This is a genomic window from Actinoplanes palleronii (assembly GCF_016862315.1).
GTDB classification, from domain to species: domain Bacteria; phylum Actinomycetota; class Actinomycetes; order Mycobacteriales; family Micromonosporaceae; genus Actinoplanes; species Actinoplanes palleronii.
The window spans coordinates 1-11,974 of record NZ_BOMS01000097.1; the positions used below are offsets into that span (position 1 = coordinate 1).

At 71.4% G+C, this 11,974-nt stretch carries 12 protein-coding genes; 7 read left to right on the forward strand and 5 right to left on the reverse strand.

The features are described from left to right. The first annotated feature begins 97 nt into the window (after positions 1-97). Positions 98-1,792 (forward strand): S8 family peptidase, encoded by a 1,695-nt coding sequence (locus tag Apa02nite_RS30815; RefSeq protein ID WP_239164683.1) that lies wholly within the window; start codon positions 98-100, stop codon positions 1,790-1,792. Positions 1,793-1,830: 38 nt separating this feature from the next. On the opposite strand, the gene Apa02nite_RS30820 is transcribed toward Apa02nite_RS30815, so the two are convergent. Further along, the gene (locus Apa02nite_RS30820) at positions 1,831-2,313 is read right to left on the reverse strand and encodes an NADPH-dependent FMN reductase (protein ID WP_067692493.1); all 483 of its coding nucleotides are present in this window, start codon (positions 2,311-2,313) and stop codon (positions 1,831-1,833) included. Between the two features lie 306 nt (positions 2,314-2,619). Here Apa02nite_RS30820 and Apa02nite_RS30825 point away from each other — a divergent pair, with 306 nt between their 5' ends. Beyond that, positions 2,620-3,141 (forward strand): winged helix-turn-helix domain-containing protein, encoded by a 522-nt coding sequence (locus Apa02nite_RS30825; protein ID WP_203828159.1) that lies wholly within the window; start codon positions 2,620-2,622, stop codon positions 3,139-3,141. Between the two features lie 182 nt (positions 3,142-3,323). Then, a complete protein-coding gene (locus Apa02nite_RS30830) occupies positions 3,324-4,364 on the forward strand; it encodes a S1 family peptidase (protein ID WP_203828160.1) in 1,041 nt (346 codons plus the stop codon). Positions 4,365-4,665: 301 nt separating this feature from the next. Here Apa02nite_RS30830 and Apa02nite_RS30835 read toward each other — a convergent pair whose 3' ends face one another. After that, entirely contained in the window at positions 4,666-5,559 is an 894-nt protein-coding gene (locus Apa02nite_RS30835) for a hypothetical protein (protein WP_203828161.1), read from the reverse strand. A gap of 143 nt (positions 5,560-5,702) precedes the next feature. Between Apa02nite_RS30835 and Apa02nite_RS30840 the strand changes: the two genes are divergently transcribed. Next, positions 5,703-6,608: a serine hydrolase gene (locus Apa02nite_RS30840; RefSeq protein WP_307871993.1), complete on the forward strand. Its 906-nt coding sequence runs from the start codon at positions 5,703-5,705 to the stop codon at positions 6,606-6,608. Here the strand turns inward: Apa02nite_RS30840 and Apa02nite_RS30845 are convergent. Genes Apa02nite_RS30845 through Apa02nite_RS30855 form a run of 3 tightly spaced genes read right to left on the reverse strand, consistent with a single transcriptional unit; the run spans position 6,586 to position 8,434 of the window. Beyond that, the gene (locus Apa02nite_RS30845; protein ID WP_067692501.1) at positions 6,586-7,164 is read right to left on the reverse strand and encodes a DedA family protein; all 579 of its coding nucleotides are present in this window, start codon (positions 7,162-7,164) and stop codon (positions 6,586-6,588) included. The genes Apa02nite_RS30840 and Apa02nite_RS30845 overlap by 23 nt on opposite strands. Next, entirely contained in the window at positions 7,161-7,937 is a 777-nt protein-coding gene (locus tag Apa02nite_RS30850) for an MBL fold metallo-hydrolase (protein WP_203828162.1), read from the reverse strand. The genes Apa02nite_RS30845 and Apa02nite_RS30850 overlap by 4 nt, the downstream gene beginning before the upstream one ends. Beyond that, positions 7,934-8,434 carry a DUF1990 domain-containing protein gene (locus tag Apa02nite_RS30855; protein ID WP_203828163.1) on the reverse strand — a complete coding sequence of 167 codons (501 nt, stop codon included), beginning with the start codon at positions 8,432-8,434 and terminating at the stop codon, positions 7,934-7,936. The genes Apa02nite_RS30850 and Apa02nite_RS30855 overlap by 4 nt, the downstream gene beginning before the upstream one ends. Positions 8,435-8,510: 76 nt before the next feature. On the opposite strand from Apa02nite_RS30855, the gene Apa02nite_RS30860 reads away from it, so the two are divergent. Genes Apa02nite_RS30860 through Apa02nite_RS30870 form a run of 3 tightly spaced genes read left to right on the forward strand, consistent with a single transcriptional unit; the run spans position 8,511 to position 11,959 of the window. Continuing rightward, positions 8,511-9,458: a diacylglycerol/lipid kinase family protein gene (locus tag Apa02nite_RS30860; protein ID WP_203828164.1), complete on the forward strand. Its 948-nt coding sequence runs from the start codon at positions 8,511-8,513 to the stop codon at positions 9,456-9,458. After that, positions 9,455-10,459: a YihY/virulence factor BrkB family protein gene (locus Apa02nite_RS30865; protein ID WP_067692510.1), complete on the forward strand. Its 1,005-nt coding sequence runs from the start codon at positions 9,455-9,457 to the stop codon at positions 10,457-10,459. The genes Apa02nite_RS30860 and Apa02nite_RS30865 overlap by 4 nt, the downstream gene beginning before the upstream one ends. A gap of 36 nt (positions 10,460-10,495) precedes the next feature. After that, positions 10,496-11,959 (forward strand): phosphatase PAP2 family protein, encoded by a 1,464-nt coding sequence (locus Apa02nite_RS30870; protein ID WP_203828165.1) that lies wholly within the window; start codon positions 10,496-10,498, stop codon positions 11,957-11,959. The last annotated feature ends 15 nt before the right edge of the window (positions 11,960-11,974 follow it).

The following is an 11,974-nucleotide window of genomic DNA, read 5'->3' on the forward strand; positions in this document are numbered from 1 at the left end:
AAACCGCCCCCCCTCGCGCCAGCCCCCCGACCCCCCAAGGTTGCGGGAGGCGAGTCGTTCGGGGGCAGGTCGGTGCAGAGCTCAGCCGGTCGCCGCGGTGACCGATCCGCTGGGCATGCGTAAGTGGACTCTCGGCACCTTCCTCACCTCGGCAGTCGTCGTTTCGGCTGCCCTGGCTGCTCCCTCCCCGGCCCTCGCGGCCGGCTCGGTGATCGGTGCCGGCGCGCCCGGCGCCGTGGCCGGCCGGTACATCGTCACGTTGAAGAGCGCCGCCAAGGGTCCGCGCGTGCACAGCCTCGGCGCCGGGAAGCTGCTGCACGCGTTCCGGACGATCCCCGGGTTCGCGGCCGAGATGACCGCCGCGCAGGCCCGCAAGATGGCCGCCGACCCGGCGGTCCGTTCGGTCGAGCAGGACCGCCGGGTCCGGGTGGCCACTACGCAGAAGAACCCGGCCTGGGGCCTGGACCGGATCGACCAGCGCGGGGTCAAGCCGTCCAAGGCGTACACCCCGACCGATGACGGGTCGTCGGTGCACGCCTACGTGATCGACACCGGTATCCGGATCACGCACGCCGAGTTCGGTGGCCGGGCGTCGTACGGCTGGGACTTCACCGACGACGACGCCACCGCGGCGGACTGCGACGGGCACGGCACCCACGTGGCCGGCACGATCGGTGGCGCCCACTACGGCGTGGCCAAGAAGGTGCAGCTGGTCGCGGTACGGGTGCTCGACTGCGAGGGTGAGGGTGACCTGTCCGATGTGATCGACGGCGTCGACTGGGTCACCGCGAACGCGGTCAAGCCGGCCGTGGCGAACATGAGCGTCGGCGGCTCGTCCAGCCCGTCGCTGGACTACGCGGTCGAGCAGTCGATCGCGTCCGGTGTCACCTACGTGGTGGCGGCCGGCAACGAGAACGACAACGCGGTCTGGAGCAGCCCGGCCGACGTGCCCGCGGCGGTCACCGTGGCGGCCACCGACAGCCGGGACCGCCGGGCGTCGTTCTCCAACTACGGCAGTGGCGTCGACATCTTCGCCCCCGGCGTGAACATCCGGTCGTCCGTGGCGAACAGCAACTCCGCCACCGCCGTCTACAGCGGTACGTCGATGGCCACCCCGCACGTGACCGGCGCGGTCGCGTTGATCCTGGATGCGAGCCCGGGCCTGACCCCCTCGCAGGTGCGCGCGAAGCTGGTCGCGAACGCCACCACCGGCAAGGTCACCGACCGGAAGGGCTCGCCGAACCGGCTGCTCTTCGTCCCGGCGCCGCCCGCCAAGCCGGTGATCGCCACGTCCCGGACGGGTGCCGGGACGGTCGGCATGTCGTACACCGGGAAGTTGACTTTGAAATCCGCGCGGACCGGAATCTGGCAGGTGGCCGGCGGCAGCATGCCGCCCGGTCTGTCGCTCGCGCACTCCGGAGCGATCACCGGCATCCCGACCCGGCCCGGCACCTACACGGTGACCGTGCGTTTCACCGACTACGTGCCGCAGGCGGTCACCAGCACGATCGTGATCCCGGTGGTGGCCGACGTCCCGGTGATCGACGCCGAGCTGCCCGCGGCGCAGGCCGGTGTGGACTACGAGGGCCGGCTGTCGACCGCGGATCAGCGCGACGGCGCCTGGACGCTGGCCGCGGGCGTGCTGCCGGCCGGGCTCGGTCTGGACGCGTCGGGCCTGATCAGCGGGGTGCCGACGGCTGCCGACGGGGAGACCGCGACGTTCACGGTCCGGTTCACCGACAGCTGGGGCAACTCCGCGACCAGGCAGTACACGGTCGAGGTAGCAGCCTGAAAAAGGGTTATCCCCGGCGCATCGCCGGGGATAACCCTTCACCAATCCAGGGCGGCCGCGTACTTCTGCGCGATCGCCGGCGTCTCCGCCAGGTCGGCCTCGACCACCGGCAGTCCCGGGCGCACCACGATGGCTCCGAGCTCGACCAGCAGCTGCCGCAGCACCCCTTCGGCGGCGGCGGCCTGCGGTGCGATTCCGGCGGTGACCACCGGCACCGCGAGTTTCCCGGCCAGCCCCTGGTTCGGCAGCTGGTCGAGGAGCACCTTGAGCAGGCCGGTGTAGCTCCCCTTGTACGTCGGTGTCGCCACCACCAGCAGGTTCGCCCCGGTCAGCGCGTCCACTGCGGCCGCGGTGGCCTCGTCGCCCTTGGTCAGCAGCCCCGCGCCCAGCTCGCCGACCTCGATCACGGTCGGCGGCGGCGAACCGAGCCGGACGGCCAGGGCCTCCCCGACCGCGACGGCCAGGGCCGAGGTCCGTGATCCGGCGCGCGGGTTGCCGGACACCACAACGATTCCCGTCATCCGATTCGCGGCGCCCGGACCGGCACGCCGCGCCTCCTCTCCAAGTTCGGGTGAATTGCCCCGTTTCGGCAAACTTCTAACCCAGGCTGGTGTCCACAAACGAGACCGTCCACTGGTTGAGAACATGTTCACCATCGGCCCGCTGGGGTCCGGGGTCAACAGCGATCCCAAATCCTAGTAAGAACGTGGGGTTTGTGGGATGTGGCGAGTGTGACTACGATGCGGTATGCCTATCTAACAGATAGGAATTATATCCTTGCTGGGTGCCGCCGGATCCGGTGGTCGTAGCCGTCGAAGGAGTCGCACATGTCAGCGCTCGCCATCGCCCATCCGCGTGCCACGCACACCCGCCCGGATCTGCGCCCGGTGCCGGACCTGACGGCGGAGGCCCCGGTCACCGTCACGATCAGCATCGCCGGCGGGGTCGGCGGGCGTGATCGGGTGCTGGCCGCCCTGCGGGAACTCGTCGACGCGGCCGGTCCAGGCGCCGCGATCGAGCTGGAGCCGCCGGTCGTGCCGAGCAGCGGCGAGGGCGAGATCGTGCTGGACCCGCGGGCGCGCACCGCGCTGCGCGGCGGTCAGCGGCTCGACCTCAGTCGCCTGGAGTACGACCTGCTGCTGTTCCTGGCCCAGCACCCGCGTCAGGTGTTCAGTCGGACCCAGTTGCTCACCCATGTCTGGGGCCACCGGCACACCACCAACCGGACCGTCGACGTGCACGTCAGCCGCCTGCGCACCAAGCTGGACGACCCCGAGTTGATCACCACGGTCTACGGCCTGGGCTACCGGCTCGCCGACGAAGCTCCCATCAATGTGATGGAACGCTGATTCATCCCGAAGGGGTCATACCCCCGCACGATGGGACTAAGGTTTCCGCTGCTCAGCGCTGACTTGATCAACAATGTGCCAGGTTGACCGGTCCTTGCGGAAAGCATTGAAACATTTGAATACTTGCGAGCACTGGCGTGCCGGACCGGCGTGCCACCTACCCAATCCCCCTGGGAGGAACCGTGCTCAACCCGAAGCTTCGCCGGCCGATCGTCGGCCTGGCAGTCGGCATCCTTGTCGGCAGCGCCTTCATGGCCACGTCGCCCGCCTCGGCTGCCCCGGCCGTGGGCGACGCGTCGTTCGCGCCGTCCGCACTTGCCAGCAAGCTGGACACCCAGCTCGGCTCCCGTGACGCCGGGTCCTACCTGGACGCCTCCGGCAAGCTGGTGGTCAACGTGACCGACGCGACCACCGCGGCCGAGGTCACGGCGTCCGGCGCCACCCCGCGCTTCGTGGCCCGCAGCGGCGCCGCCCTCGCGGCCGCCGACGCCAGCCTGAAGGTCAACCTGAAGACCCCGGGCACCGCCTTCGCCGTCGACCCGGTCACCAACCAGGTCGTGGTCAGCGTCGACTCGAGCATCACCGGCGCCAAGCTGGCCGCGGTCAAGGCCACGGTCGCCAAGCTCGGTGACAACGCGCGGATCGAGACCATCGCGGGCACGATCAGCACCCGGATCTCCGGCGGCGACGCCATCTACACCGGCAGCGCGCGCTGCTCGCTCGGCTTCAACGTGCGCACCAGCGCCGGCGTCAACTACTTCCTGACCGCGGGCCACTGCACCAACGCCGGTGCGACCTGGACCAACGGTTCCGCCACGCTCGGCACCCGGTCCGGCACCAGCTTCCCGGGCAACGACTACGGCATCGTCCGCTACACCAACACGACGATCACCAAGACGGGTGGCGTCGGTTCGCAGGACATCACGTCGGCCGGCACCCCGGCCGTCGGCGCCACGGTCTACCGCCGCGGCTCCACCACCGGCATCCACTCCGGCCGGGTCACCGCCCTGAACAGCACGGTCAACTACTCCGAGGGTTCGGTCTCCGGCCTGATCCGGACCACCGTCTGCGCCGAGCCGGGCGACAGCGGCGGCTCGCTCTACTCGGGCACCACCGCGCTCGGCCTGACCTCGGGCGGCAGCGGGAACTGCTCCTCGGGCGGCGTCACGTACTTCCAGCCGGTCGTCGAGCCGCTGAGCGTCTACGGCGTCTCGGTCTTCTGATCCACGACGTCGGAGGCTTTCGCCGCACCGCCCGGTAGGAACGTGACTTTGTCGCAAGGTCGCACTCTCCGACGCAGGACCGGGCGCGGCGCGAGGTGAATGCGGTGGGGTCGCGGTCCAGCGATCCCACCGCAAACCTATGGGGTACGAATACGGAGCGCGCGTCCGCAGGCTACGAGCCGAGTCCCGCCCGTGAGGCGAACGCGAGACCGCAGCACGCAAGGCCCGGCCGCGCTCCCGGTTTCGGCTGGCTGTCAGGGGTGTCTCCGCAGCGCGGAGGCACCCCTGAGGCACAGCTGGGTCAGGGCTTGACCTGGTGGTTCTCGGTGCGCTCCTCGCCGCGGCGGCGCAGCATCTTCAGCCCCGGCAGGCCGGCGATCGCCAGGTGCAGGTCCTCGGTCACCTCGAGCAGCTTGTGCAGGTCCGGCCCGACCTGGTCGAGCTTGCTCAGCAGCGGCATCACATCGTTCACCAGGTGGTCGCGCAGCACCGGGAGCTGGTCGACCATCCGGATCGCGGCGGTCACCTCGTCGGGGGTCAGCTCGTCGATGAACCGGGCGGCCAGCGGCGCGGCCTTGCGCAGCGTCGGGGAATACTCGTCGAGCATCTCGGTGGCGACGATCGACGCCTGATCGGCCCGCGCGACCACCGTCGACGCCTGTGCCGCGACCGTGGCCGCGTCGGTCACGAGGGTGCGCGCCGCCGCGCTGATCGCGCCGGCCTCGGCCACGATGTCGGCCGCCGAGGTGGTCAGCGACCCGGCGTCGATCACGATGGCGCCGGCCGCGTCGACCGTGGCGGAGGCCCGGCGGACCAGGTCACCGGCGGCCGTGGAGATCGCGCCGGCCTCGGTGACGGTCAGCGCGGCCGCCGTGCTGATCGCCCGGACCTCGGCGACCAGGGTGTCGGCCGTGCCGGTGATGGTGCGCACCTCGACGACGGTGTCCTCGGCGGCCGTGGTCACCGCGGTCACCCGCTGGATCAGCTCCTCGGCCTGGCCGATCGCCAGCCCGGCCCGGTTGACCAGCAGCTCCGCCTGGCCGAGCAGGTTCATGGCGCGTACCGGCACACTGGCGACCGCGCCGGCGGTCTCGATCACCTGACCGATCGCGGCGCGGGTGAGATCAGCGGCGACGGCCGGCGCGGCAAGCACGACGCGGGACATCTGGACGGCTCGGGACAGCAGTGACGCCATCCCCCCATTCTGCTCTGCCCGGGCGAACGGGGCCGGTCACCGACCGTGCCGGTGCGCAGGCTCACCGCGAAATTCGGATATTCGTGGGCGATCCACAGGACACCGGGCACGCATCCGGGCCGCCGGCACGGCACTATGCAGGGGTGCGACGTTCCCCGAACTGGATCGTGATGATGGCTGCCGTGGTGCTCCTGGGCGGTGTCGGTCTGCTGGCCAAGGGCCTGTTCAGCGGCGGCGGGGGCGCTGCCGACACGTATCTCACCGGCAGCGCGACCACGGCGAGCCCGACGCCGGCCGGGCCGAGTCCCGAGGAGCTGGCGGCGATCGAGCAGACCAAGCGGGCCAAGGCCCTGGACGCCGCGCTGAAGAAATACGCGGCCACCGTGCCCGAGTTCTCGGTCGCCGTGCTCGACCGGAAGACCGGTGTGACGTATGCCTACCGCGGCGCCGAGACGTACGAGACCGCCAGCGTGGTGAAGGTGCAGGTGCTGGCGTGCCTGCTGCTCACCGCGCAGGACGCCGGCCGCAAGCTCACCACGTCCGAGGACTCCCGGGCCAAGCTGATGATCCGCAACAGCGACAACGACGCCACCACCTCGCTGTTCACCTCACTGGGCAAGCAGGCCGCGATCCAGAAGTGCGACAAGCGGCTGGGGCTGACCGGCACCACGGTGAACAGCGCCTGGGGCCTGACCCGGACCACCGCCACCGACCAGGTGAAGCTGCTCTCCCAGCTGGTCAGCGCGACGAGCCCGATCAAGGCCAGGGGCCGGGCGTACGCGTACAGCCTGATGAGCACGGTCAACGCCGAGCAGGACTGGGGCGTCCCGGCGGCGGCGAAGGCCGGGGAGAAGACCACCGTGAAGAACGGCTGGCTGGCCCGGTCGACCGAGAACGGCCGCTGGATCATCAACACGGTCGGCCGGATCACCGGCGACGACGTGGACGTCTCGATCGCGGTGCTGTCGCACGGGCACCAGAGCATGTCCGGCGGCATGGCGGTGGTGGAGAAGGTCGCCAAGCTGACTAGGACGTACCTGAAGTACTGAGCTTGCCGCGCTTGTTCCACCAGGTCAGCGCCTGGTTCACGATCAGGATCAGGATGACCGCGGCGAGCACGCCCTGCCACGGCTGCGGGAAGATCGAGCCGCCGGCCAGGCCGATCGCGGCGTAGACCACCGACCACAGCGCACAGGCCGGCAGGTTGGCGACCACGAACGTCCGCCAGGAGATGCCGGCGAACGCGGCGGTCAGCAGCACCGGCACCCGCCCGCCCGGGATCAGCCGGGACACCAGCAGCACCGGCACCTGGCGCTGCTGGAGCCGGTCCTTGACCGCGGACAGGTGCTCCTCGTCGCGCAGCCAGCGCAGCCGCCGGGCGAGTTTCTCCCCGCCGAATCGGCACATCGCGTACATCGCCAGGTCGCCGACGTACGCGCCGGCCGCGCCGGCGGCCACCACCAGGACCATGGTCACCGGGTGGCTCTCGTGGAACGCGAGCGTGGCGGCGCCGCTCACCGCCGCGCCGGTGGGCACGATCGGGATGATCGCCCCGAAGCAGACCACCGCGAACAGCCAGCCGAGCGCGCCCAGCGTGGCGATCACGCGGCCGGCCCGACGGTCAGCGTCTCGCCGTGCGCCAGCACCCGCACCCGGGTGTCCGGCGCTGCCCGGGCGGCCTGCTCGGCGAAGCGCGGGCCGGGCCCGTCGAACATGTGCTGCCGCAACCGGCCCATCCCGACCGGCCAGAACGTGCCGTAGTGCACCGGCACCGCCAGCGACGCCTTCACCCGGCGCAGCGCCTCGGCCGCGTCCACCGGGTCCAGGTGGCCGTGCGCGCCGAGGGTCGGGCCCCAGCCGCCGACCGGGATCAGCGCCAGGTCGAGCGGGCCGAAGTCGTGCATCTGCTCGAACAGGCCGGTGTCACCGGCGTACCAGGTCCGCGAAGCGCCCTCGACCACGAACCCGATGGCCGCGGCCCGCTCCCGGGACCACGGACCGCGCCCGCCGTCGTGGCGGGCCGGCACGGCGCGCACCCGGACCGCGCCGACCTCGACCTCGTCACCGGGCGCCAGCTCGACGCACCGGGCGGCGGCGGCCGGGCCGAGCGCCTTCGCGGTGAAGGCGGCGGCGCCGCGCGGCACGATCAGCAGCGGCTCGCCGGGCACCGCCTTCAGCGAGGACACGTGGAAGTGGTCGGCGTGCAGGTGGGAGAGCAGGATCGCGTCCGGCGCGCCGGGCAGCCGCGGCGACGGGCCGGCCATCCGCCGCAGGTGGGCCAGCCGGTCGGTGAGCACCGGGTCGGTGAGCAGGGTGACGCCCGAGTCGGCGAGCCAGACCGTGCTGTGTCCCCACCAGGTGACCGTCGTCGTGCTCACCGGTTCACGGTACCCAGCCGCCGGAGGACCTGGCCGCACCGGCGTGCGTAAACCTGCTGCACGAGCACCGCGAACGGCCCGGCCAGCTTCATCAGGGTGCTCGCCGGACGGCTGAACGCGGTGACCGAGAACCACACCCCGCCCCGCTCGTCGCGCTCGACCACGAAGGCCTCCTCGCCAGTGGCCGGGTGGCCCGGGAGCGTTCCGTACCCAAATCCGATCTTGTCGTCCTCCTGGGCGACCCAGACCACCTCGCACGGGGCGCTGACCGGGCCGAGACCGATGCTGAGCTGCCCGCCGGGCGTCGCCCGCCCGGCGTCGGTGCGGACCCGCGCGCCGGTGGCGCGGTGCATCCGGAAGGTCACCACGGCTTCGCCGGCGGCGGCGAACACCGCCTCGCCGGACCCCAGCCGGGTCCGATAGCGCAGATGCCGATAGCCGTCCGGGAGCGCACCGGTGCGGGTCTGGCCGATTTCGGGGTACGTCAAGCGGGTCACCCGAGAAAGTGTGCCCTTCCTGAGGTCGAATGATTCCTGAGTCGCAGCTGTGACGTGACTCCGGCAAACTGGGCCGGTGACTGGACCCCGCTCCGCCGTCGTGGTGAACCCCGCCAAGGTGGCCGATCTCGATCAGCTCCGGCGCACCCTCCGCACCAGCCTCGCCAAGGCCGGCTGGCCGGAGCCCGCGTGGTTCGAGACCACCCCCGAGGACCCGGGCCGGGGCCAGGCCAAGCGCGCCGTGGCCGAGGGCGCCGAGCTGGTCTTCGCGTGCGGTGGCGACGGCACCGTGATGGCCGTGGTGACCGCCCTGAGCGGCACCGGCGTGGCGCTCGCGGTGCTGCCGGCCGGCACCGGCAACCTGCTCGCGGCGAACCTCGGGCTGGGCACCGACCCGGCCGCCGGGCTGCAGGTCGCGCTCGAGGGTGGCCGCCGCCGGATCGACGTCGGTGTGATCGGCGACCAGTGCTTCGTGGTGATGGCCGGGATGGGCTTCGACGCGATGATGCTGCAGGACACCTCGGAGCGGGCGAAGAAGCACATCGGCTGGCCGGCGTATCTCGGCGGTGCGGCCAAGCACCTGCTGGACCGGCCGATGCGGGTGCGGATCCGGCTGGACGGCGGCCCGCCGATGCCGCGCCGCCCGCGTACCGTGATCGTCGGCAACGTGGGCCGGCTGCAGGGCGGGATGCGCCTGCTGAAACGGGCCGTGCCCGACGACGGCAAGTTCAACGTGGCGATCATCAGCCCGAACAACCTGTTCTCCTGGGCCCGGCTGATCGCGGCGGTGGCCAGCCGGCGCGAGCGGGTGCCGAAGATGGAGACGTTCACCGCGTCCCGGGTGGAGATCTACAGCAACCGTTCGCAGCCGAGGCAGCTGGACGGGGACCTGATCGCTCCGGGCAAGTCCATGAAGATTTCCGTACGGCATAAGGCTCTTGTCCTGTGCGTGCCGCAACCCGACGCAGACCCGGACCTGGCCTACGACGCCGCAGCGGTCGTGAAACGAGCGAAACAGCGATGAGCAGCACCGAACCGGTCCCCGAGACCCGCAGCATGGCCGGGGACGAGCTCTCCGCGGACGACGCGTTCCTGGCGCTGCGCCACTACGGCCGCTGGCCGCTGGTCCGCGACGCCTTCATCCGGTTCCGGTACGGCGACGGCTTCAGCCACTCCCGGGCGTTCGCGCTGCAGCTGTGCCTGGCCATCGTCCCGTTCCTGATCGCCCTGTCCGGCCTCGCCACCGACCTGGGTGTCGAGTCCGGCGGCGAGGTGGTCGCGGACACCGTGATCGGCATGACCCCGGGCGCCAGCGAGCCGCTGGTCCGCGAGCTGCTGATGGACGACGAGCGCACCGAGGACGCCGGCGAGCTGGCCCTGGTCCTCGGCATGATCACCGGCCTGTTCGCGCTGACCACCGCGATGGCCCAGGTGGAGCGCGGCGCCAACCGGATCTACGGGGTGGAGCGGGACCGCCCGGCGCTGCACAAGTACTTCCGGGCCGTGGTGCTCGCGTTCACCGCCGGCCTGCCCGCGCTCTTCGGCTTCCTGCTGCTGGTCGCCGGGCGGGCCGCCGGGGAGTCCGCCGAGGACCATTTCGACATACCCGGGTGGGTACGGGTGGGCTGGGACGTGGTGCGCTGGCCACTCAGCCTGGCCCTGATCGTCTTCGCGGTCGGCGCGCTGTTCCGGCACTCGCCGCGCCGCAAGCAGCCGGCGCTGTCCTGGCTGCTCTTCGGCGCCGTGGTGGCCACCGTGCTGTGGTGGATCGCCAGTCTGGGGCTCGCCGGGTACATCCGGGTCAGTGGCAGCTTCGGCGCCACCTACGGCCCGCTCACCGCGATCATGGCGCTGCTGCTCTGGGCGAACCTGACCGGGATCGCGTTCTTCCTGGGTCTGGCGTTCGCCGCCCAGTTGGAGGCGCGCCGGGTCGGTGCCAAGCCGGCGCAGCCCGATCAGTGGGAACCGGCGCCGGACGTTCCCGCTCAACGCACGACCGGTGTACCGGCCGACCCCACGGGGTAAGAACGCGGCACCCCCCGACCTCTTGGGAGAAGTGCCGTGACCGAAGACAACCGAGTGGTGGAACGCGCCGGCTGGGCCCCGGTCCGGCGCTTCGCCGAACGTAGCGTTCTCGGCCTGATCGCGGTCATCGCGGTCGGGCTGGGGTTCGCCGCACTGCTGCTGCTGGTGCGTTTCCACTGGTCGCCGCTGCAGAGCCTGGACCATGCCGTCGCCGATGGGCTCAACCATCAGGTGGCCGGCTCGGAGACCAAGGTGAAGGTGCTCCAGCAGATCTCCACGTTCGGCGGGCGTGGCTTCATGATCCCGCTGGTCGCGCTGGTCGTCACGATCCTGCTGATCCGCCGCCGGCCCCGCCCGGCGCTCTACCTGGTGGTCACCGGGATCGGCGCGATGATTCTGGACCCGTCGCTGAAGGTGCTCGTCGGCCGGGTTCGCCCGGTGGTCGAGTCGCCGGTCGCGACCGCGCCGGGCAACAGCTTCCCGAGCGGGCACGCGCTCGGCTCGATGATCGTGTGGGGCATGCTCGCGCTGGTCCTGCTGCCCGCCGTACGGCAGCGCTGGCGGCCGCTCTTCCTCGGCGTGGTCGGCCTGATCGTGGTGCTGATCGGGTTCAGCCGGATCGCGCTCGGCGTGCACTTCCTCTCCGACGTGGTGGCCGGCTGGCTGCTCGGGATCGCCTGGATCAGCGCGTCGGCGTACGCGTTCCGGGTCTGGCGCCGGGAGTCCGGCCACCCGGACGAGAACCCGATCCACGAGGGTCTCGAACCGGAAGCCGCGGCGGACCTGAAGATCGCCGCGAACGAGGAGGCGGTCCTGCCGCACCCGTGGGCCAAGGGCGCGGAGATCCTGGTCGGCTGGGTGCTCACCTTCGGCCTGCTCTACCTGCTCGGCTACTCGGTCACCCGGTGGTCGCCGGGCTTCGACGACGCCGTGCCGCGCTGGCTGCAGACGTTCCGCACCCCGGAGCTCGACAAGATCAGCTGGGGGTGGAGCAAGGCCGGCGACACGCACGCCATCCTGATCATCTCGCTGATCTTCTGCCCGCTCGCGCTGGCTCTCTGGCGGCAGTGGCGCCCGGTGCTGTTCCTGGTGCTGACCATGGTCGGCGAGCTCACCCTGTTCCTGACCACCGCGGCCGCGGTCGGCCGGCCCCGCCCGGAAGCCGAGCAGCTGGACGGCGTGATGCCGACCTCGTCGTTCCCGTCCGGGCACATCGCCGCCACCATCTGCATGTGGACCGCGATCGCGATCGTCGTGATGGCCCGGGTCCGCCAGCCGTGGCGCTGGATCTTCCCGGCGCTCGCGGTGCTGATGCCGGTGGGGGTGGCGCTGTCCCGGATGTACCGCGGGATGCATCACCCGACCGACGTGCTCGGCGCGGTTCTGCTCACCGCGGCGTGGGTGAGCGTGCTCTGGTGGACCGTGCGCCCGAACGCGCACGCCGTCACGGCCACCGAGGCGGCCCAGGCCGACCGGGAACTGGTGGTGGCGAGCTCGTGAAGATGATGACCAGGA

Excerpts from the sequence above, each read along its gene's own strand:
- Apa02nite_RS30865 (WP_067692510.1), top strand. The coding sequence starts at position 9,455 with ATGAGCAGCACCGAACCGGTCCCCGAGACCCGCAGCATGGCCGGGGAC.
- Apa02nite_RS30835 (WP_203828161.1), bottom strand. The coding sequence starts at position 5,559 with ATGGCGTCACTGCTGTCCCGAGCCGTCCAGATGTCCCGCGTCGTGCTT.
- Apa02nite_RS30825 (WP_203828159.1), top strand. The coding sequence starts at position 2,620 with ATGTCAGCGCTCGCCATCGCCCATCCGCGTGCCACGCACACCCGCCCG.
- Apa02nite_RS30820 (WP_067692493.1), bottom strand. The coding sequence starts at position 2,313 with ATGACGGGAATCGTTGTGGTGTCCGGCAACCCGCGCGCCGGATCACGG.